Origin of the sequence: Amycolatopsis sp. MJM2582 (assembly GCF_000754115.1) — a bacterium.
Classification (GTDB): Bacteria; Actinomycetota; Actinomycetes; order Mycobacteriales; family Pseudonocardiaceae; genus Amycolatopsis; species Amycolatopsis japonica.
On the sequence record NZ_JPLW01000002.1, the window covers coordinates 907105 to 927326 of the forward strand.

At 69.3% G+C, this 20222-nt stretch carries 19 protein-coding genes; 11 read left to right on the plus strand and 8 right to left on the minus strand.

What is annotated here, in order from left to right:
- On the minus strand, positions 1 to 804 hold the full coding sequence (locus tag ED92_RS14450; protein ID WP_037338035.1) for a pentapeptide repeat-containing protein: 804 nt from the start codon (positions 802 to 804) through the stop codon (positions 1 to 3).
- A 262-nt stretch (positions 805 to 1066) separates the two neighbouring features.
- On the opposite strand from ED92_RS14450, the gene ED92_RS14455 reads away from it, so the two are divergent.
- Positions 1067 to 2248 (plus strand): S8 family peptidase, encoded by a 1182-nt coding sequence (locus tag ED92_RS14455; protein ID WP_369797404.1) that lies wholly within the window; start codon positions 1067 to 1069, stop codon positions 2246 to 2248.
- Positions 2249 to 2329: 81 nt separating this feature from the next.
- On the opposite strand, the gene ED92_RS14460 is transcribed toward ED92_RS14455, so the two are convergent.
- Positions 2330 to 3160 (minus strand): SGNH/GDSL hydrolase family protein, encoded by an 831-nt coding sequence (locus tag ED92_RS14460; protein ID WP_037339994.1) that lies wholly within the window; start codon positions 3158 to 3160, stop codon positions 2330 to 2332.
- 146 nt (positions 3161 to 3306) lie between these two features.
- On the opposite strand from ED92_RS14460, the gene ED92_RS14465 reads away from it, so the two are divergent.
- Complete coding sequence (locus ED92_RS14465) at positions 3307 to 4530, plus strand: CdaR family transcriptional regulator (RefSeq protein ID WP_037338039.1); 1224 nt, start codon at positions 3307 to 3309, stop codon at positions 4528 to 4530.
- Here ED92_RS14465 and ED92_RS14470 read toward each other — a convergent pair.
- Positions 4489 to 5340, minus strand: coding sequence for a helix-turn-helix transcriptional regulator (locus ED92_RS14470; RefSeq protein ID WP_037338042.1), 852 nt, complete (start codon positions 5338 to 5340; stop codon positions 4489 to 4491). The two genes, ED92_RS14465 and ED92_RS14470, sit on opposite strands and share 42 nt — an antisense overlap.
- A gap of 85 nt (positions 5341 to 5425) precedes the next feature.
- On the opposite strand from ED92_RS14470, the gene ED92_RS14475 reads away from it, so the two are divergent.
- Positions 5426 to 6205, plus strand: a complete 780-nt coding sequence (locus ED92_RS14475) for an SDR family NAD(P)-dependent oxidoreductase (RefSeq protein ID WP_037338044.1) — start codon at positions 5426 to 5428, stop codon at positions 6203 to 6205.
- Positions 6206 to 6307: 102 nt separating this feature from the next.
- Entirely contained in the window at positions 6308 to 7957 is a 1650-nt protein-coding gene (locus ED92_RS14480) for a WXG100 family type VII secretion target (RefSeq protein WP_037338046.1), read from the plus strand.
- Between the two features lie 7 nt (positions 7958 to 7964).
- Here the strand turns inward: ED92_RS14480 and ED92_RS14485 are convergent, their stop codons facing one another.
- The gene (locus ED92_RS14485) at positions 7965 to 9074 is read right to left on the minus strand and encodes a hypothetical protein (RefSeq protein WP_037338047.1); all 1110 of its coding nucleotides are present in this window, start codon (positions 9072 to 9074) and stop codon (positions 7965 to 7967) included.
- A gap of 210 nt (positions 9075 to 9284) precedes the next feature.
- Between ED92_RS14485 and ED92_RS14490 the strand changes: the two genes are divergently transcribed.
- Together ED92_RS14490 and ED92_RS43325 are read left to right on the plus strand one after the other, a co-directional pair.
- Positions 9285 to 10235 carry a site-specific integrase gene (locus ED92_RS14490; RefSeq protein ID WP_235213270.1) on the plus strand — a complete coding sequence of 317 codons (951 nt, stop codon included), beginning with the start codon at positions 9285 to 9287 and terminating at the stop codon, positions 10233 to 10235.
- Entirely contained in the window at positions 10232 to 10525 is a 294-nt protein-coding gene (locus ED92_RS43325) for a tyrosine-type recombinase/integrase (protein WP_235213271.1), read from the plus strand. Before ED92_RS14490 ends, ED92_RS43325 begins: the two co-directional genes overlap by 4 nt.
- On the opposite strand, the gene ED92_RS14495 is transcribed toward ED92_RS43325, so the two are convergent.
- From ED92_RS14495 to ED92_RS14510, 4 genes are all read right to left on the minus strand, one after another.
- Positions 10450 to 11217: a class I SAM-dependent methyltransferase gene (locus tag ED92_RS14495; RefSeq protein ID WP_369797405.1), complete on the minus strand. Its 768-nt coding sequence runs from the start codon at positions 11215 to 11217 to the stop codon at positions 10450 to 10452. The genes ED92_RS43325 and ED92_RS14495 overlap by 76 nt on opposite strands.
- Positions 11218 to 11228: 11 nt before the next feature.
- Positions 11229 to 12272, minus strand: coding sequence for a hypothetical protein (locus ED92_RS14500; protein WP_037338048.1), 1044 nt, complete (start codon positions 12270 to 12272; stop codon positions 11229 to 11231).
- 16 nt (positions 12273 to 12288) lie between these two features.
- Positions 12289 to 13848, minus strand: a complete 1560-nt coding sequence (locus ED92_RS14505) for a discoidin domain-containing protein (protein WP_037338049.1) — start codon at positions 13846 to 13848, stop codon at positions 12289 to 12291.
- 87 nt (positions 13849 to 13935) lie between these two features.
- Positions 13936 to 15504, minus strand: coding sequence for a discoidin domain-containing protein (locus ED92_RS14510; RefSeq protein ID WP_037338050.1), 1569 nt, complete (start codon positions 15502 to 15504; stop codon positions 13936 to 13938).
- A 173-nt stretch (positions 15505 to 15677) separates the two neighbouring features.
- Between ED92_RS14510 and ED92_RS14515 the strand changes: the two genes are divergently transcribed.
- The 5 genes from ED92_RS14515 to ED92_RS14535 all read left to right on the plus strand — a co-directional run bounded on the left by ED92_RS14515 (position 15678) and on the right by ED92_RS14535 (position 20182).
- Positions 15678 to 17213 (plus strand): CdaR family transcriptional regulator, encoded by a 1536-nt coding sequence (locus tag ED92_RS14515; RefSeq protein ID WP_037338053.1) that lies wholly within the window; start codon positions 15678 to 15680, stop codon positions 17211 to 17213.
- A 107-nt stretch (positions 17214 to 17320) separates the two neighbouring features.
- A complete protein-coding gene (locus tag ED92_RS14520) occupies positions 17321 to 18583 on the plus strand; it encodes an FAD-binding oxidoreductase (protein WP_037338056.1) in 1263 nt (420 codons plus the stop codon).
- 11 nt (positions 18584 to 18594) lie between these two features.
- A complete protein-coding gene (locus ED92_RS42995; protein ID WP_037338058.1) occupies positions 18595 to 18765 on the plus strand; it encodes a hypothetical protein in 171 nt (56 codons plus the stop codon).
- Between the two features lie 90 nt (positions 18766 to 18855).
- Entirely contained in the window at positions 18856 to 19314 is a 459-nt protein-coding gene (locus ED92_RS14530; RefSeq protein ID WP_037338062.1) for a GreA/GreB family elongation factor, read from the plus strand.
- A 64-nt stretch (positions 19315 to 19378) separates the two neighbouring features.
- Entirely contained in the window at positions 19379 to 20182 is an 804-nt protein-coding gene (locus ED92_RS14535; protein ID WP_037338064.1) for a metallophosphoesterase, read from the plus strand.
- Positions 20183 to 20222: the final 40 nt, after the last annotated feature.

Consider the following 20222-nt stretch of genomic DNA (forward strand, 5'->3'; position numbering starts at 1 on the left):
CTACCAGTGCGCCGGATGGGAAAGCGAGTCCGGCAGTTTCGTCGTCGCGTCGCCCTTCGCCGCGTCCAGTTGCGACTGGAGGAGGAAGAGCGTGTCACGGAAGTCCGCGCCGCGGATGTCGGCGTCACGCAGGTCCGCCCCGGTGACGTCGGCCTGCCGGAGATCGGCTCCCCGCAGGTCCGCGCCGATCAGATACGCCCCTCGCAGCAGCGCTCCGCGCAGGTTCGATCCCTTGAGCTTCGCGCCGATGAGGTCGGCGCCACGCCGGTCCTTCTTCTTGCCCGGCACGGCGGCGCGGGCGAGCTCACTCGCCCGCAGCAGCAGCCCGTTCACCGCGCCCCGATGCGAGTGGACGTCCAGTTTCCGCAGCACGCCGGGCGTGTCCAGCGTCATCCGCTCTGTCCGGTCGATCATCTCGACCAGGTCGTCACGGATGGGCGCGGACGTCGGCAGCGACGCCGCTTCGGTGAGGTAGTAGAGCAGTTCCTGCAGATCCCGCATCACCGGGAAGACCGCGAACATCGTCCTGGCCGTCTTCGGCGACTTGCGCCAGTCCTCGCCGTCGAAGGTGACCTGGGAGACCTTCTGGCCCGCGCCGAAGCAGTCGTAGACCGTGCAGCCGGTGAAGCCCTTCTTGCGGAGCTTGTCGTGGATTCCGCACCGGGAGTCCTCGCGCAGGTTCGGGCACGCCTGGCCCGCCGGTTTGGTGATCGCGAAATCGGCCGACGCCGCGAAGGCCGGGACGACACAGCACAGGCCGAAGCAGTTCTCGCAGTCGGCTCGCAGGCTGGAAAGGGCTGGCACGGTGGTTCGGACTCCAGAAGCTCGGCAAGATGTTCCAGCCATCAGGGTACGGAGCACACTTTCCGTGCAGGGCACCCGCCGCCAATGGCCGCCAGACGAAGGTCGGGTCCTGCCCCATTCAGTCGATTCGGACATGTCATGCGCTCAATAACCTCGATCTCCGTGGGAATCGGCAGGTGCCGTCCCATGCGGTCGAGCTGGACCGCCTTTCCGCCGCTGTGGTCTTGACCGGCCGGTCCCCTGCGAACGACAGGACGAACACATGCGAGAGACGAGACAAGCGCGTTGGCTGTCACGTGCCGGAATGGCGAGCGCGGTCGCGGTGGCGATCAGCGTGACCGCCGCTCCCGCCCAAGCCGCCGAAGGACAGATCCTCGCCGCGGGATCCGCCGAAGCGATCCCGAACAGCTACATCGTCACGCTGAAGGACACCGGCGTCGTGGGCGCGCTGGCGAACCGCTTCGGCGCGAAGGTGGAGCAGGTCTACAGCAGCTCGCTCAAGGGCTTCTCCGCGACACTGCCGGAACGGCAGGCCAAGCGGCTCGCCGCCGACCCGTCGGTGGCCTCGGTCGAGCAGAACCAGGTCGTCCACGCGGACGCGACCCAGACCAACCCGCCGTCCTGGGGCCTTGACCGCGTCGACCAGCGCAACCTGCCGCTCGACAACAAGTACAGCTACACCAGCACCGGCGCGGGCGTGAACGTCTACGTCATCGACACCGGCGTGCGGATCAGCCACCAGACCTTCGGCGGCCGCGCCCGCAACGGCTACGACTTCGTCGACAACGACGCCGTCGCGCAGGACGGCAACGGCCACGGCACCCACGTCGCCGGCACCATCGCCGGTTCGCAGTACGGCATCGCCAAGGGCGCCACCGTCTACGGCGTCCGCGTGCTCAACAACTCCGGCAGCGGCACCACCGCCGGGGTCATCGCGGGTATCGACTGGGTCACCAAGAACCACGTCAAACCGGCCGCGGCCAACATGAGCCTCGGCGGCGGTGCCTCCAGCACGCTCGACGACGCCGTCCGCCGGTCCATCGCCGCGGGCGTCACCTACGGCGTGGCCGCCGGGAATTCCAACTCGAACGCGTCGGGCTTCTCCCCCGCCCGTGTGACCCAGGCGATCACCGTCGGCTCGTCCACCAACACCGACGCGCGCTCCAGCTTCTCCAACTACGGCAGCGTCGTGGACATCTTCGCGCCGGGCACGAACATCACGTCGTCGTGGAACACCAGCGACACCGCGACGAACACCATCAGCGGCACCTCGATGGCGACCCCGCACGTGGTCGGCGTCGCGGCCCGCTACCTGCAGAACAACAAGAGCGCCACGCCCGCGCAGGTGGCCACCGCGCTGATCAACGCGGCCACCACGGGCAAGGTGACCAACCCGGGCTCCGGTTCCCCGAACCGGCTCCTGTACTGGTCGCCGACCGCGTGACCTGAGGTCTCGCATATGTCATGAAAGGGCCGTTCCTGACGTTTTTCGTCAGGAACGGCCCTTTCATGACACTCGACGGCGCTACAGCACCTTCCGGATACTCGGCACCACGGCCGCGAGCCCCGCGGCGTTCGGGTGCAGCGGGGCGAAACTGTTATTCACCACCGAAGGGATCAGCCCTTCGATCCATTTGACGCCGATCGGCTGGCAGGCGTCGTGACCGATGCTCGGCGTCCGGATGTCGACGTACTTCGCGCCGTGCGCGGCGGACTGCTCGGCCATCCGCGCGTTGAGCCGGTCGATGTTGGCCTGGATGTAGTCCGCGTCCTGCGGCAGGACCGGGACGAGCGGCCAGCAGCCGCCGGATTTGATCCCGGTCGGATAGCCCACCATGACGATCTCGGCCTTCGGCGCGCGCTGGCGGATCGTCTCGATCACCGTGCCGTAGGTCGCGGCGAAGGCGTCGATCTTGGTGGCGTACTTGTCCACCCCGCCCGCGGTGTTGGCCGCCTTGCACGAAGCACCCACCGGCAGCAGGTTCACACACGACGTCGCGAGCCCGACCAAACCGATGTCGTTGCCGCCGATGCCGACGGTCACCAGTGTCGTGTCGGCCGAGAGCGCGTCGTACTGCGGCGGGTTCGTGCCGGTGACGATGCCCTTCTGCGGATTGGTGAAATGGGTCGTGGTCGCGCCGCCACAGGTGACGTCGCGCAGTTCGTCGACCTCGATCTGCTTCGCCAGCAGCCCGGCGTAGTTGATCGCCGACCGGGCGCAGGTGAACAGATCGGACTGCGGCAGCACCACCGAGCCCGCCGAGAACGAGTCACCCATCGCGACGTACACCTGCCGCTCCGCCGAGGCGAGGGCCGGTGTCCCGATTCCGACGAGGGTCAGTGCGGTGCCCGCCACCGCGGCGATCCGGGCGATTCTTCCCCAGCGTGTCACTGCCGCCTCCTGCATGCGTCGTCGAATGCTGCGGTCAGCGTCCGCCGGAGCGGGGAAAACCACTAGAACGGAGGCGCGCGTTCTTGATCGGAGTTTTGTAGGTTCCCTCTATGACGAAGGCGTCGGCACAGCCGTGGCGCAGGCTCGACGCCTCGGTGCTGACCCGCCTGGAACCCGACACCGCCGCGATCGCGTCCGCCGCGATGGACCAGGTCCGTGCCGGGCTGCGGTCCCCGCTGGACGACCGGACGGCGGCGAACCTCCAAGTCACCCTCGACGTCGCGTTGCACGCCTTCTTCAGCGAGATCGGCCATCCCGACATCACCACCGACCGGGAGGTCTACCGCGCGCAGGGCCGGGCCCAGCACACCGCCGGCCGCAGCCTCGAGGAGATGCTCGGCTTCTACCAATCCGCGGCGCTGGGCGTGTGGCGGCAGCTGACCTCGGCGGCGCCTGCGGTGGATCTGCCGACCCAGGCGATCGTCGAACTCGGTGAGGCGCTGTTCGCCTTCATCGCGGAACTCTCGGCCGCGGCCGCCGACGGGTACGCCGAAGCGCGCTCACAGGCCGCGCGGGCCGGGCAAGCGCGAAGGGACCGGCTCCTGGGTCTCCTGCTCGCCGAACCGGCCGCCGGCCGGGATTTGCTCGAAGACGCCGCGAGCCAAGCCATGTGGGTCCTGCCCGGCAGGCTCGTCGTCGCGGTCACCAGCGCCGATGTCGCACCCCAGCTGCTGGACCGGATGCCGGGGCGGGTGCTGGTCGGCCGTCACCACGACCTGACCGCGGTGGTCATGCCCGCCGACCGCCTGGAGTGGTACCTCGGCCGGTTGCGGGACCTGCTGGGCGACGACCAGGCCGGCGTGGGCCCGGTCGTGCCGCTCCGCTCGGCCGCGCTCGGTGCCCGCCGGGCGAGCGCGCTCTGGCGGCTGACCCGCACCGGCGCGCTCGGTGACAGCCCGCTCGTCCACACGACCGATCACCGCATCGATCTGCTGCTGACCGCCGATCCCGAACTCGCCGCCGAGTTCTCCGAAGACGTCCTCGCGCCGTTGGCCGGTCTCCCGGAACCGACGCGGCAACGGCTCACCACGACCCTCGCCGCCTGGCTCGCCCGGCCTGACCAGCCGCAGGCGATCGGCGTCGAACTGCATGTCCACGTCCAGACCGTCCGGTACCGGATCCGGCAGTTGCGGACGCTGTTCGGCCGCACGATCGACGACCCGGCAGGCCGCTTCGCACTCGCGATCGCGCTCAGGATCGACCCGCTGGTATCGAGGGAACCTACAAAACCATCAGAGCGGAGCGTCCATCCGCTGCGTCCCGACGACGGATAGCAGCCGCAGCGCGTTCTCCGACGCGGTGCCGGGATCGGCGGTGTAGATCACGACCTGCTGGTCGCGGTCGCTGATGTCGAGGACGTCGCAGTTCACGCTGACCGGGCCGACCACCGGGTGCTGGAACGTCTTGCACAGTGTGGGCGCGGCGCAGACGTCGTGCGCGGCCCACAGCCGGGCGAATTCCTCACTGCCGTCGAGGAGTTCCCGGATCAGCCCGGCGACTTCGGGGTCGTCGGGATAGCGGCCGGCGGTGACCCGCAGATTCCGGACCGCGCTCGCCGCGAACTCGTCCACATCGGACACCCCGTACAGCCGTCTCCCCTCCGGCCGCGGCCCGAGGAACGCGCGGCGCACGAGATTGCGGTCCCGCCTGGGCAGCGCGGAGAAGTCCTCCATCAACGCCGCGGCGAGGTCGTTCCAGGCGAGCACCTCGTAGGTCGCCGACAGCACGATCGCCGCCGCCTGCGGAAGACGGTGCAGCAGCGCGAGAATGCTCGGCCGGACCTCACGCGACGGTCCGGGCGGTGGCCCCGGCGGGGCGCCGGCGAGATGGTGCAGGTGGTCCCGTTCCACATCCGACAGCCGCAGTGCCCTGGTCAGCCCGCCCAGTACCTCACGCGAGGGCCGCGGCCCGCGAGCCTGCTCCAGCCGCGTGTAGTACTCGGTCGAGATGTACGCCAGCTGTGCCACCTCCTCGCGACGCAGGCCGGGAGTGCGGCGGCGGGGCCCGGCGGGAAGGCCGACGTCGGCGGGAGTGATCCGCTCGCGCCTGCTGCGCAGGAAGTCCGCCAGTTGTCGTCTGTCCACCACTCCAGTGTGGACGATCGCGGCCCGCCAGCCAGGTACCGCCGATGCCTGGATAGGCGCCGAGGGCGGGACAACGCTCGGTGCCATGACCACCACAACGACTGTTTCCGGCCTGCTCGACGGCAAGGTCGCCTTCATCACCGGCGCCGGCCGAGGTATCGGCGCCGCCGCGGCGCGGCTGTTCGCCAGGGAAGGCGCCCGCGTCGTGCTCGCCGCCCGCACCGAGTCCCAGCTGAAGACCGTGGCCGAGGAGATCCGCGCGGAGGGCGGCATCGCGGACCACGTCGTCTGCGACCTCGGCGACGCGTCGAGCATCCGCGCGGCCGTCGACCGCGCCGTGGAACTGCACGGCAGGCTCGACGTCGCGTTCAACAACGGCGCGACCAACGTGCCACCCGGCCCGATGGACCAGGTGACCGAGGCCGATTTCGACCGTATCTACGCGGTGAACCTGAAGGGTCCGTGGCTGGCGATGATCGCCGAGATCGAGGCCATCCGGGCCACCGCGAAGACCGGGGCCATCGTCAACAACACCAGCGTCGGCAGCCTGATGGCCAACCCGGAACTCCCCGCGTATGGCGCCATGAAACGCGGCGTCAACAGCCTCACCGCGTCGGCCGCCACCACCTACGGCCCGGAAGGGATCCGGATCAACGCCGTCGCACCCGGCACGACGCTGACCGAGATGTTCTCCGAGTGGGTCGAGAGCTCGCCGGGCATCCTTCAGCGGCTCAACGCCCAGACCCCGCTGGGCCGTGTGGCCGAGCCCGAGGAGATCGCGCAGGCCGCGGCGTGGCTGCTGAGTGATCGCGCCTCCTACGTGACCGGAACGGTCCTGCGGGTGGACGGCGGCATGCTGGCCTGACCTCGGGGAAGGGGTGGGTGATGCGGGGGAACCGGCGTCGGCCTTCCGGCGTCTGAACGCGCACGACCCACCCTGACCAGGGGTTTGCCCGAGGAGAAGCCGATGCCGTTCCTGGATCCCGAACCGCTCTACGCCAAACTCACGTCGGGGGACGCGGCGGGTATCGCCGAGGTCGGCGCCACCATCGCGGACGCCAAGACGTCGTTGCAGACCGTGGCGGACGGGATCTCCGACGGCGCCCTGCGAGCGGCCCGGTCCTGGCGCGGGAAAGCGGCGGCGGAGTTCGTCGGCAAGGCGAAACAGTCCTCGCGCACCGTCGCCGAGGTGTATGCCCAGCTCAACACAGCCGAGGCCGCGGTCAAGGGCGCCGCGAAGGCGTACTCCGCGCTGCGGACCTCGGCCGACACCGCCATCGGCCCCTGGCGCAAGCTCGGCCTGACCGACCTCCTCGAAGCGCCGGAGATCGCGATGAAGACCATCCGGGCCCTGACCGTCGCGCAGCAGACCTACGAAAGCCGGCTCACCGCGCTGGCGGCCACGACCGACGGCGGCGGAAGCGAGGGCTGGGACAGCGACGGCAACGCCGACATCAGCGGCGTGAACCCCGGCGAGCCGTGGACCTCCCAGGGCTTGGCCTACGACGGCAAGAACCTGCTGGTGGGCTCGTACCACGACGGTGATGGGGACGGCTCCGGCGACAGCCCCGTCGGCCCCGGACTGACGCCGAGCAGGCTGACCTACGTCGACTACGAGACCGGCGTGGAAACGGGGAACGTCTACCTCAACGGCAACGGCGAGGTGGGCGCGCCCACGCACACCGGCGGTGTCGCGACGGATGGCGAGCACGTCTGGGTCTCGTCCAACGGATACGTGTACGTCTACGACAAGGCCGAACTCGACGCCGCGCAGGACAGTGGCAAACCGGTCAACGCCGTGGACGTGGTCGACACCCCCGCCCACAGCTACGTCACCTACGCGCAAGGCAAACTCTTCGTGGGCGACTACACCAACAACCGGCTCTACGAAGTCCCGGTCGGCCCGGACGGCTCACCCCGGCCGGACGAAGCCGGGGATCCGATCGAGACGCCGAACAACGTCCAGGGTGTCGTGGTGCGCGACGACGAGTTCATCTTCTCGTCCTCCGACGGGCACAGCGGCAAGTTCTACCGGCAGGACCGGACGCCGGAGTGGTACGACTTCAACGATCGCGAAGAGATCGAACTGAAGGGCGGCGAGCCGGGCAACGAGGACGGCTACGACTCCCACGGCGTCGAAGAGGCTGTCGAGATCGACGGAGAAATCGTGCTGGCGCACGAATCCGGCGCCTACGGTTACCAGAAGAACCCAGGCTCGAAGTGGGACGAACCGGAGCTGACCAGGATCTCCCTGGACGAACTCGGCCTCGACCCCGACGGCGCGCTCTCCCCCGGCGACGCCGGATACGAGACTGATCCGGACTCGCTGGTCGGTGCCGCGGGCGTCCTGGACGGGGCGACGTCGACGTTGAGCAGCGCGGCCGGCGCGATGTCGCGGCTGCAGCTCGTGCCGCATCTGCTCGGCGACGTGCCCGCGGCGACCACCTTCAGCGACGCGCTGACCAAGCACGTCACGGCGGCAGGCGACCGGCTGGCGGCGGGAGTGGAAGCGGTCGGCGGCATCGCGGACAGCCTGGTCACCGGGGCTGATACGTACCGGCGCGTCGAGGACGGGGTCAAGGAAGGGCTGGACAAGCTCGGCGGGTTGATCCGGTAGCTCGAGATCACTCGGGTTTCTTCGGCGCCGCGACGCCGTCGCCGAGCAGAATCTCCAACAGATCGTGTCGGAGCGACGTCGAAGGTTCCTCTGTAGCGGCGAGAGCACGCTGACGGATGAGGGCCAGTGTCCCCGCGGCCTGTTCGCTCGATGCCTGGGTTCGGGCGATCTGTTCCTGGGCCGCGGTGAGTTGCCCGCGCACGGCGGTCAGTTCTGCCTGAACGTCAGCGACTCGTGCTCGAGATGCGGTTTCGAGGGCGGTCCGCTCGGCGAGGGCCTCCTGATAGCGGGTGTCGAGAGTTCGTAGCTGCACCCTCGCGGCGTCCAGCTCCGCGGTGAGTTCGGCTTTCTGCGTGTCCAGGAGCCGCTCCCATGTCTTGCGCTGTTCATCGGCTGCGCTGAGGGCGTCACGTGCGGCGTCTCGTTCCGCGGTCCGGGTCGCCAGTTGCTCGTTGAGGTTTGAAAGCGTGGCTGTCAGCTGATCGGCGCGGTCTCGCTGCGTCGCTGCTTCCTCGGCTGCTTCCCGTGCGTGCTCGGTGATCACCGCGGTGGCCGCCTCGGCTTTCGCCTGAGCCAGCTGGGCCGCTGCCCGGGCCTCGATCGCCTCGTTTGTGGTCGCCTTGGCCAGAAGCTCGGCCTGCTGAGCGGTCCGGGCGGCTTCCTTCGCTTCCTCGGCGGCGGCTTCGGCCTCGGCTGCTCGTGCCAGCGCGGCGTCCCGCTGCCGGTCGGCTTCAGCGGCGGCTTCATGGGCGGCGTCGGCTTGACCGACGGCGGCCGCGATCTCGTCGCGCAGATGGGCGGTGACCGCGTCGAGCGCGTTGCTCAACGTGCGGAGAGGGCCGGTCAGCGCGGCGGCGGCCTGATCGAAGGCCTGCCCGGCGTCCGCCAGCGCCGCGGACGGCACAGCCTCGTCGCCCAGCGCCTCCCGTAGGGCCTGTTCGGCCGCGGCCAGTTGCTTGCAGCTCTTTCCGCCCGGCCATGTCCGGTCAGGGCAGAACTCGTAGGGCCTGCCTCCCCGCGGTCCGGGCGGCGGCAGCGGCTCCCGACACTTGCGAAACCCGCATCGTGCCTGCTCCGGCGCACTTTCCTCGGCTACCGCGCTCGCGTTCTCGACCATATCCAGAGCCTACCTTGAGAGTTACACAACCTCTAACTGAGGTATCAGTAACACTATCTTAAACCCAACTTAGCTACAGAAGATACATTTTGTAGCTAAGTGGTTCGCGGAGGTCGATCTAGAGGTGTGAGCGTCCGGAGGCGAAGAATCGGAGGCGTCTGAGGGGCTGCCGAAAACTGGGCAAGCGATCAACGCCGATACGGTGTGCGGATGATCGTGACTGGTGTGGCGCAGGACGGCAGCGTCGCCAGGACCGGGCTGTCCCCCGCTGGCGCACTCACCGACGAGGTGTGGCCGGGACTGGCGGATCCGGCGGGTCTGCTGTCGGGGATCACCGACTGGCTCACCGGATACGGCAACCGTCAGACCCGCCGCACCTACGCCGAAGGGCTCGGGCTGCCGGTCAGCGCGGCCGATATCGCCGAGGCTTGGACGCCGACCGGCACTCCGAGCGACGCTCGCTGGAGCGCCGCGGTGGCGGCTTACGCCGACGCCGTGGTCACCGCGCCGGCGTCCGGGCGGGCGGGGCCTCCGCCTGCGGGTCGCGGCAGATTGCGGTCCTGGCATTGGCTCCGGTGGTGCGCCGCGCGCGGTGTCGACCCGACGGCGGCGACGTCGGCGCACGTGAAGGCTTGGCTGGCAGAACTGGACGAGGCGGGCGCCGCGCCGTCGACGCGGGACCGGATGCTCGCCACGGTGAAGACGCTGTACGCGTTCCTGGCCGATGCCGGACTCGTGGCGGCGAACCCTGCGGCGCTGGACCGGCGGCGACTCGGGCTGACGGCGGCCGCGGCGAGCACGTCGGCGACGATCACGTTGACCTCCCGGCAGGTCGCGGCGCTGCACCGGGCGGCGGGTACGCCGCGGCGTGGTGCCGGCCCGTGCGATGTCGCCCGCGCGGTCGCGATCGTCTCCCTGTTCACCTTGGGGTTGCGGGTGAGCGAGCTGTGCGGGCTCGACGAGGCGGACCTGCATGTCACGCGAGGGCGGCGGGCGCTACGGGTGCGAGGCAAGGGCGGCAAGGTCCGAGTCGTCTATCTGAGCGTCCCCGCCGAGAACGCGGTGTTGGAGTACGCGAATCTGCGTGGCGACGGCGCGGGAACCGCGATCGTGGCGGGGCCGGCCGGGCCGGTCGTGGTGGCGACCGGCCGCTGCTGGTGACCCGCGGCGGACGTCGTTTCGCCCGGCAGGCGATCTGGCAGCTGCTGCGCCGGGTCGCCGCGGCCGCGGGCCCGGAGCTGGCCGGTGTCGCCGAAGTGATGCATCCCCACGCGCTGCGGCATTTCTACGTGACCGCGGCGGTGGAGGCGGGGGCGTCTCTGGAACATGTCCAGGCCGACGTCGGGCACGCCAGCATCGACACCACCAGCGCGGTCTACGACCACGCGGCCCGCGACCCGGCCCGCAGTGCGGTCGACCTGGTCGCCGACGCCTGGCACCCCACCTCCTGATCCGCCTCGAGCACGAAGAACAGGAAACTCAGGAAGGCGGTCTTGCCCGCGAGCTCTTCCGGGAAACGCTCTCGCGCGCCCGGCGCCGGGTGGGGCTCGCTGACGACGGATGTCCGGAAACCCGCCGCGGTGAACGCGTCGGTCATCGCGTGCAGGGGCCGATGCCAGTACGTCAGAATGGCTTTCTGGCCACTGAAGGTGTACTCGTCCGACCACTTGACGGTCTTGAAGTAATCGCCTTCGGGATGGACCAGCTTGAAGATGATCGGGTGGTTGACGGCCATGATCAGCCTGCCGCCGGGTTTCAGCACACGCCGGATCTCGGCCAGCGGCGCCGTCCAGTCTTCGAGGTAGTGCAAGACCAGGGCGGCGATGACGTCGTCGAAGGCACCGTCGGGATAGGGCAGCGGCTCGCCGATGTCGGCGACCCGCAATGCCGCGTCGTCGCCGAGGCGTTTCCGGGCCAGTTCCAGCATTTTGGCGCTGGAGTCGAACCCAGTCACGATGGCACCCCGATCGCGCAGTGCCTCGAAAAGGGGACCCGCCCCGCACCCCGCGTCGAGGATCCGCTTGCCGGTCACGTCGCCGGCCAGATCGAGGATGGCGGGCCGCGTGTAGTACGCGTTGATCAGGCTGGTTTCGTTCTCGGCCGCATACGCCTCGGCGAAGGTGTCGTAGTCGTTTTCCACCAACCCAACCTAAGTCACGACGAGGGCTTGACGAGATCACCCGTGACCGACGGCGACGACGCGAGCGGAACCAGCAGCCGCGCCGCGCCACTGCCGTCCGCGGGCACGGCCCAGATGTCGCTTTCCTTCCCGTTCCCGCGCGGCAGGCTGTACCCGATCGTGTCGTTGTCGAGCCACACCACCTGGTCATCGACACTGCGTGTCTCCGCCAGCGGGGTCTCACGCATCGTGGCGAGATCCAGCACGTGTTCCCGCCACGGGTTGACGTCGCCCTCCGCCACCCGCTTCTTGAACGCGAGTTTCTTCCCATCCGGCGACAGCGAAGGGCATTCCGCGTTTTCCCGCAGCGTGCGGGCGTTCCACGCCGTGTTGTCGCCTTGCACCAGATAAGTCCGCCCGCCGGTGGCGACCGTGGCGTAGAAAGTGCGCTCGTCCGCGGCGAACGTGACGCCCCAGTAGTTGACGTCCTCGCCACGATGGGGCACGTCCCCGATCCGCAACGGGATGCCCTCGATGTTGCTCGACAGTTCGTTCAGTTCGCGATCCATGATGGCTGTGCGCGTCGAGAAAGTGCCGGGCGTCGAGTAGGAGTCACCGGTGACGAAGGTGGTCCAGCTGCCCATCCGGCCACCGGGTGAGAGCTTCGCGCGGTTGGGGATTCCGGGGACGTCGACTCGTTTGACCTCGCCGAGCGCGGCATCGACGAACCGGGCGACCGCACCCGCCATCGGCGTGGAGTCCTTCGCCAGGCACAGGCCACCGTTCGCCACGGTGTAGAACCGTTCACACGTGAGCGAGCTGATCCGTCGCGGCCCTCCGGGATCGGAGACGGAGACCGAGGCGACGTTGCCGTACCCCGGCCCCGAAGCGCCGTTGCGGAACAGCAGTCTGCCCTGCTCCCCCAGCCCGACCTGCCCCGAGGAATCCACCGCGACCGTCGCGTCGGCCGCCTGTCGCTCGGGGCTTTTCGCCTTGGCCTGCACCACATACACCACCGAGGCGGCGGCGAGGGCGGCGACACCCGCCAGCGCCACGACGAACTTCACCGGAAGCTTCATCCCGTCTCCTTCCCCGTCACCGGCAGCGGTACGGGCCTGCTTTGTCGAGCAGTTCGCCGTTGGTGCCGATGATTTCCCAGGAGTAGGTCTTTCCCTTGAGGACCAGCTTCATCACCCCGTGCTTGCCCAGGATCTTCTCGACGCCTTCGCGGGCCTTGTAATCGAGGTACAGGCTGTCGCCGCCGATGCCGGCGATGACCGAACGCACGCCGTTGGCCTCGTCGACGTGCCCGTTGACGTCCAGCGGCTTCGTCCGCTCGTAATGGTGATCGTGCCCGGCGAACACGACGTCCGCCTTCACCCTGGCCAGCTCGTTCCACAACGGCGCCACGCTCTTCGCGTCACCGGAGTTCCCCGAGTTGAAGCGCGGGTGGTGCCAGTAGCCGGCGATACAGGACTTCTTCGTCTTCGCGAGGTCCTTGCGCAGCCAGGCGACCTGTTCGGCGCCGCCACCGTTGTACACCGGGTCCGAATCGAGCGCGACGAAATGGAAGGCTCCGACGTCGAAGCTGTAGTACGGCTTGCCCTTCGGCGTGGCGGTCTTGCCGAAGTACTGTTTGTACCCCGCCAGCTCGTTGTTCCACTCGTGGTTGCCCGGCGTGGGTTTGGTGATCTTCTTGAACTTGCCCCACGTCTTGTCGTAGTAGGACCGGAATTCTTCGATGGTGCCGTCGACGTATTGGTTGTCTCCGACCGTCAGCACGTAGCGCGGCTTGATCTTGGCGACGAGCTCCGCGGTCTGCTGGTGTTCGGAAGGCAGCTCCGGCTTGGCTATGTCGCCGGCGAGCGCGATGACGATGCCGTCGGACGGGGTCGGCCGGGTGGACGCCTTCACCGGCGTGGTCGACCCGGACAGGTTTCCGGCCGCGTCCCGCGCCCGCACCGCGTACTGGAAGTCGAAGCCCGAAGCCAGCGACGTGTCGGTGTAGGACGTCGTCGCGGACCTGCCGATCACGTTGCCGTTGCGCAGGATCTCGTACTCGACGACCCCGACGTCGTCGCTCGCCGGGTTCCAGCCGAGCGTGATGCTCTCGGTGGTGGAGGACGCCTGCCGGAGCCCCGACGGCACCGACGGCGGCTGGATGTCGCCGTCGCCGGTCCGGACGCCGTAGACCTCCAGTTCCCACAGCGAGTACCCGTAAACGGTCGCCCGTGCCGTGCCGAAGATCCGGACGTGCCGGGCGGAGGTGTTCAGGCCGGTGAACTCGTCGAGTCCGCCGTCGCTCCCCAGCACGGTCTTCACGTCGCGCCAGTTCTGGCCGTCGTCGGACGCCTGGAGCTGGTAGTCCTTCGCGTGGGCCGATTCCCAGAAGACCTTGATCCGGCTGATGTCCGCCGGGCCGCCGAGGTCGACGGCGATCCACTGTGGATCGCCCTCCAGGCTCGCCCAGCGGGTCGTCGAATCGCCGTCGACGGCGAGGGCACCGCTGAAGCTCTCGTTCTCGACGGTGGACGTCGTGGTCCGTTTGTTGACCGACAGCAGGGATTCCACCGGTCCGGCCGCGGCGCTGGAAGCGATCACGGGCTGAGCGAGCAGGACGATCGCCGCGATCGCGGCGGTGCCCGGCTTCACCATTCGATTCACCTGTACTCCTGGTTGGGCCTACGTCGTCATGGAACACGGATCGGGGCCGGTGCCGAGTACGGCACCGGCCCCCTTCCGTCAGCGGCAGGTGTACGGGCCCGCCTTGTCGAGCACGTTCCCGTTGGTGTCGTGGATCTCCCAGGAGTAGGACTTCCCGTTCAGCATCAGCTTCATGACGCCGTGCTTGGCAAGGATCTTCTCCACCCCTTCGCGGGCCTTGTAGTCCGTGTAGAGGTAGTCGCCGCCGATGCCGGCGATGACCGAACGCACGCCGTTGGCCTCGTCGATGTGCCCGTTGACATCCAACGGCTTCGTCCGCTCGTAATGGTGATCGTGCCCGGCGATGACCATGTCGGCCTTCGCCCTGGCCAGCTCGTTCCACAGCGGGGCGATCTGCTTCTTGTCACCGGAGTTCCCCGAGTTGAACCGGGGGTGGTGCCAGTACCCAATGACACACGACTTGGTGTTCTTCGCCAGGTCGTTGCGCAGCCAGGTCACCTGCTCGGAACCGCCACCGGTGTAGATCGGGTTCGAGTCCATGGCGACGAAATGGAAGTCGCCGATGTCGTAGCTGTAGTACGGCAGGCCCTGCGGGTACGCGATCGCCCCGAAGTACTCCTTGTACCCCCGGAGCTGGTCGTCCCATTCGTGGTTGCCCGTTGTGGGTTTGGTGATGCTCTTGAACTTGCCCCACGTCTTGTCGTAGTGCGCGCGGTACTCGGAGATCGTGCCCTTGTGGTACTGGTTGTCGCCCACGGTCAGCACGTACTGCGGATTGATCTTGGCGACCTGGTTCGCCGTCCCCTGGTGCGTGGAAAAGAGCTCCGGGTTGGCGATGTCGCCCGCGAGCGCGAGGGTGACCGGGCCGCTGCCGCCGGGCTTGGTCGCGGCCTTGACGACCGGACTCGCCGCGGAGACGTTGCCCGCCGCGTCCCGTGCCCGCACGGAGTAGCCGAACTCCGCTCCGGACGCCAGCCCGCTGTCGGTGTAGGTGGTCGTCGCGGTGGTGCCGACGACGTTCCCGTCACGGAGCACCTCGTACTCGGTGACCCCGACATTGTCGGTGGAAGCCGTCCAGCCGAGGGTCACGCTGTCCACGGTGGTGGCCGTCGCGGTGAGGCCGGTGGGCACCGTCGGCGCCTGGGTGTCGCCTCCGCCGACGCGGTCGCCGTAGACCTCCAGTTCCCACAGCGAATAGCCGTAGGTCGTACCGCGGGCCGTGCCGTGGATACGGATGTGCCGGGCGGAGGCGTTGAGTCCGAGGTGCTCGTCGATGCCGCCGTCACCGCCGACGATCGACTTGATGTCGGTCCACGTCCGGCCGTCGGCCGAGCCCTGGATCTTGTAGGTCTTGGCGTAGGCGGCTTCCCAGTTCAGTTTGACCTTGGTGACGGTCGAGGTCCCGCCGAGGTCGACGGCGATCCATTGCGGATCGACACCTTCCTCGCTGGCCCATCTGGTCGTGGTGCTGCCGTCGACCGCGTTGCCACCGCCGAATTCGGCGGCCTCGACCGACGACGTGGTGGTCGGCTTGCCCGCCGACAGCAGGGATTCCGCCTGCGCGGTGGTACCCGACGAAATCAAGGTCTGCCCCAGCAAGGCCAGGGTCGCCACCGCGACACCGGCCAGGGGTGTTCTCCGTTTCATGCGAACTCCTCGACGTTGCGGAGTCGGCGAGTACCGGCGGTGGGCGGCGACTTGTCAGCCGGGTCGCTTAGTTAAGTAAGTTTCCTAACGATCGCAGTGTAAAAGGTTCTTAAACTCACAGTCAACGGGTGATCGCGCGGTGCCCGGCACCATTTGATGGCAGGGTCGCGGCCATGGTGACGCTCGATCGGCTCGTGAACGTCCTCGGTGGATACGGGGCGCGGTTGTGGTGCTGCCCGGTGTCGCGCGAGGCGGCCTTGCGCGACGTGGTCATGCACGACTCCGCCGACCCCCGTGACCTGCGCGGGGACGTGTACCTCGCCATCGGCGCGGAGTCGGTCGCGGCCGCCGTCGAGCTGGCCGCGGCGGCACAGGCCTCCGTCGTCCTGGTCCGCGGCTCAACGCCGGATCCGGAGGCGGCCGAACGGGCGGAGCGCGGCGGCGTCGCGGTGCTGCTGGTGGACCCCGACGTGTCCTGGGGACAGCTTGCCGGCGTGGTCTACGGCCTCGTGCTGGAGGGCCGCGAGACCGAGTCGGGCCGCGGACCGACCGACCTGTTCGCGCTCGCCGACAGCCTGGCGGACGCGCTCGGCAGCGCGGTGACCATCGAAGACCGGCTGTCCCGCGTCCTCGCCTACTCCAGCCGCCAGCACCTGGCCGACCGGGCACGACTGGAGACGATCCTGGGCAGGCTGGTCCCGGAGCCGGTCCGCGAGCTGTTCGAACGGCGGGGCGTGTTCAGGCACCTCGCCGAATCGGACGAGCCGCTGTTCGTCGAGGCCGATCCGGAACACGGGCTGACCGGACGCATGGTCGTCGCGGTCCGCGCGGGCCGGGAGCTGCTGGGTTCGATCTGGGTGGAATGCGACCGGCCGCTCTCCGACGCCCGGCGCGCCGTCCTGCGGGACAGCTCGCGCACGGTCGGTCTCCACCTGCTGCGCTCACGTGCGAGCGCGGATCTGGAGCGGCAGGTCGAATCCGATCTGGTGATCCGGCTGGTGGAGGGCACACCGGACGCGGCGGCCGTGCTCAGCAGGCTGGGCCTCCCGCCCGGTCGGTTCCGGGTGATCGCGCTGCAGGCCCATATCGGCGACGAGCGCCATGCCGCGCTGTTGCTCGCGTTCGAGCGGGCGACCACCGGTTTCGGCTGGTCACGCCCCGGGCGCAGCACGCTGTTCAGCAACACCGTCTACACCGTCCTGCCCGGCGACGACGTCGAGGCGGCCAGGGCGTGGGTCGGTTCGATCCGCGAGGCGCTGCCCCGGCAGGTGACGATGCTGGCCGGCATCGGGGCGGGTGCGACGTCGGCCGAGCTGCCCGCCAGCAGGCTGGAGGCCGACGAATGTCTCGCGCTGCACGGCGTGCGTCCGGGCACGAAATCCGCGATCGCCTACGACGAAGCCTGGGACGACATCCTGGTGCAACGGCTGCGGGCCGCGGCCGCGTCCGGCCGGGCACCCGCCCGCGGCCCGATCACCGAGCTCCGGCGGCACGACAGCGCGAACGCCACCAGCTACGTCGCGACGCTGCGCGCCTGGCTCGAGGCGCAAGGGGATCTCGCGGAGGCCGCCGAGCGGCTGGAGGTGCATCCCAACACGATCCGCTACCGGCTCCGGAAGATGGCCGAAGTGACCGAACTACGCCTCGACCAGCCCGCGAAACGGCTGGCGATGATCATCGAGCTGGCTGTGTCCGACCCCGCTCCTTGACCGTTCCGGCCAAAACGATCCGACCAGGTTGTCGGTTCCGGACAATCGAGACCGCCTGAATCCGAGCCATCCTGACCGCGACAGCACCACTCGTTGCGGAGGAACTCATGGGCGATCTCGACCGGATCGACGGCGGCCCGCGTTCGGCGATCGTGATCGGAGCCGGCGTGGTCGGCCTGTCGACCGCGTGGTTCCTGCAGGAGCGCGGCGTCAGTGTCACGGTGGTCGACCGCGCGGGTATCGCGGCGGGCGCGTCGTGGGGCAACGCCGGCTGGCTCTCCCCCGGCCTCTCGATCCCGCTCAACGAACCCGGCGTACTGCGCTACGGGCTGCGGACGCTGCTGGACCGGCAAGCCCCGCTGCACGTTCCGCCGTCGCCCGACCCACGCCTGTGGTCGTTCCTCGCCCGGTTCGCCGCGAACTGCACCGGCCGGTCGTGGACCCGCGCGGTCGAGGCGAACGCACCGCTGAACGAGGAGTGCCTGGAAGCCTTCGACGTCCTCACCACGAACGGGGTGGACGCGCCGACCATCGAAGCGCCGATCACGGCGGCGTTCGAGACCGCCGACCACTCCGCCGGGCTGATCGGCGAACTGCGGCGGATCGAGGAAGTGGGACAGGGCATCTCCTACACCCGCCTCACCGCGGCCGACCTCGCCGAGCAGTTCCCGCAGGCCACGGCCAGGCTCGGCGCCGGTGTCCGGATCGACGGGCAGCGCTACGTGGACCCTGGCCGGTTCGTCGAGTCGCTGGCGCGGTCGGTGGTGAGCCGGGGCGGCACGATCCGCCACAAGTTCGAGGTCGCTTCCCTGCGCGCGTACCGGCACGCGCTCAGCGTGCGCTCGAAGACGGGCCAGACGGTGAACGCCAACGCGGTCGTGCTGGCGACCGGGGCCTGGCTCGGAGACCTGGGCCGCAAGTGGGGCGTCAGAGTCCCCGTGCGGGCCGGGCGCGGCTATTCCTTCACCGTGCCGACCGACGAACCGGTGCCCGGCCCGCTCTACCTGCCCGACATCCGCGTGGCGTGCACGCCGTACCGCGAAGGGCTGCGCGTGGCCGGGACGATGGAGTTCCGGAAACCGGACGCTCGGCTGGATCCGGCGAGGATCGCCGCGATCATCGCCTCGGCGCGGCCGTACCTCACCGGCCTGGACTGGGAGCGGCGCACCGACGAATGGGTCGGCTCCCGCCCGGTCACCACCGACGGGCGGCACGTGATCGGCGCGACGAGCACTCCCGGGCTCTACGTCGCGGGCGGGCACGGGATGTGGGGACTGACCCACGGCCCGATCACCGGACGCCTCCTGGCCGAGCACATCACCACCGGCAAACAGCCCGAGGCGCTGCGGCCCTTCGACCCCCTTCGCTGATTCGGACGGAAATGCTCCCAGAGAACGAAACCCCACCGGGCGAACAGTCCGAAGTGGACCGGCTCCGCGCCGAGAACGCCCTGCTGCGCACCGAGAAGGACCTTCTGCTGAAGGCCGCGATCGGGTTCGCCACCGACGCGGGCGCCTTCCAGCGGCGGTCCCGTGAACCAGAGACCCGCTGACCGACGCGGGACTCACCGAAGGTCTGTGGGGGCCGGGTCCTTTCCGCGCCCGGCCCTCACGGACGTATCCACCGAAAGGCGATCACCACCATGTCCACCGTCTCGTCAGGCCCTTGGCTGACCAAGGAAGCGCACGCTCGGCTGGTGCAGGAGCTCGCGACGTTGCGGCGCCCCGGCACCGACGACCGGTACGGCGACGACGAACTCACGCACAACGCCCACCGGCAGGCACGGATCCGGCAGATCGAGGACATGCTGCGCGGCGCCGTCGTCGGGCAGGATCCGCCCGACGACGGGATCGCCGAGCCCGGCATGGTGCTCACCGTCCGATACGACGACGGCGACACCGAGACCTTCCTGCTCGGCACGCGCGACGAGGCGGGGCACGGCGACCTGGAGGTCTACTCCCCCGATTCGCCGCTCGGGCGCGCTCTGCACGGCGCGAAACCGGGTGACCGGCGGGAATATCTCGTGCCGAGCGGCGGGGCCGTCCACGTCACGTTGCTGGACGCCAAGCCTTACGGGCGGCATCGGGAGGCCGCTGACTGAGCCCGGAGCACGCCGGCGCGAGATTCCGTAACCTGGGCCCTGACGACCGGCCTGGGGAGTGCGTATGGGGAGAGTCGCCCTCATCGGCGATGTCGGCGGGCATCCGGATCAGCTGCGCCAGGCCCTGGCTTGGCTCGGCGTGACCTCGAAACGACTCCCGCCCGAGCTCACCGTGATCCAGGTCGGCGATCTCGTCGATCGCGGCCCCGACAGCGCGGGAGTGCTCGACATCGCGGGGAAACTGCTGGAGGACCGGCGATGGATCCAGCTCGCCGGGAACCACGAGACACAGTACCTGCCGGGTGGGGAGATCTTCTGGCGCGAGCCCCTGCCGGAAGACGACGTCACCAGGTTGCGGGAATGGTGGGCCGACGGCCGGTTGCGGGTGGCCGAGGCGGTACGGACCGCCGACGGCGAAGAACTTCTGGTCACGCACGCGGGTCTGACGCTCGCCTGCTGGCAGCGTCTGGGAGGACCGACGTCGGCGACGGAAGCCGCGGCGATCCTCAATGAGCGCCCGGACTTGATCTGGGAAAGAGGCGAACACGGCCGCGACGAGGACGCAGGGCCCTTGTGGGCCGAATCGGGAGCGGCATTGCACGAACCGTGGATGGGCTACTTCGGCGTCGTACCGTTCGGCCAGGTCCACGGGCACTCCACGGTCGTGCGGTTCGCCGAGCGGACCTGGCGATGTGCGGGGCGGATCCGGCACCGTACGACGGTCGACTGGCGGGCCCGCCACGTTCGCGTACGGGTCGGAGGGCGGGTGTTCACCGGTATCGACCCGGGGCACGGCCGCACCGGTGCCGACGAGTGGCGACCGCTCATCCTCGACGACGCCCGCGTCACGACACCGAGCCCACGCTAGATCGTCCTGTGTGGACAAAGACGGGTACCGCCGCCGACTT

Bases quoted from the DNA above. Each gene is read 5' to 3' on its own strand.
- ED92_RS14475 (WP_037338044.1), top strand. From the start codon at position 5,426: ATGACCACCACAACGACTGTTTCCGGCCTGCTCGACGGCAAGGTCGCC.
- ED92_RS14485 (WP_037338047.1), bottom strand. From the start codon at position 9,074: ATGGTCGAGAACGCGAGCGCGGTAGCCGAGGAAAGTGCGCCGGAGCAG.
- ED92_RS42995 (WP_037338058.1), top strand. From the start codon at position 18,595: ATGCTCCCAGAGAACGAAACCCCACCGGGCGAACAGTCCGAAGTGGAC.
- ED92_RS14480 (WP_037338046.1), top strand. From the start codon at position 6,308: ATGCCGTTCCTGGATCCCGAACCGCTCTACGCCAAACTCACGTCGGGG.
- ED92_RS14510 (WP_037338050.1), bottom strand. From the start codon at position 15,504: ATGAAACGGAGAACACCCCTGGCCGGTGTCGCGGTGGCGACCCTGGCC.
- ED92_RS14490 (WP_235213270.1), top strand. From the start codon at position 9,285: ATGATCGTGACTGGTGTGGCGCAGGACGGCAGCGTCGCCAGGACCGGG.
- ED92_RS14520 (WP_037338056.1), top strand. From the start codon at position 17,321: ATGGGCGATCTCGACCGGATCGACGGCGGCCCGCGTTCGGCGATCGTG.
- ED92_RS14505 (WP_037338049.1), bottom strand. From the start codon at position 13,848: ATGGTGAAGCCGGGCACCGCCGCGATCGCGGCGATCGTCCTGCTCGCT.
- ED92_RS14500 (WP_037338048.1), bottom strand. From the start codon at position 12,272: ATGAAGCTTCCGGTGAAGTTCGTCGTGGCGCTGGCGGGTGTCGCCGCC.
- ED92_RS14530 (WP_037338062.1), top strand. From the start codon at position 18,856: ATGTCCACCGTCTCGTCAGGCCCTTGGCTGACCAAGGAAGCGCACGCT.
- ED92_RS14535 (WP_037338064.1), top strand. From the start codon at position 19,379: ATGGGGAGAGTCGCCCTCATCGGCGATGTCGGCGGGCATCCGGATCAG.
- ED92_RS14455 (WP_369797404.1), top strand. From the start codon at position 1,067: ATGCGAGAGACGAGACAAGCGCGTTGGCTGTCACGTGCCGGAATGGCG.
- ED92_RS14515 (WP_037338053.1), top strand. From the start codon at position 15,678: ATGGTGACGCTCGATCGGCTCGTGAACGTCCTCGGTGGATACGGGGCG.
- ED92_RS14465 (WP_037338039.1), top strand. From the start codon at position 3,307: ATGACGAAGGCGTCGGCACAGCCGTGGCGCAGGCTCGACGCCTCGGTG.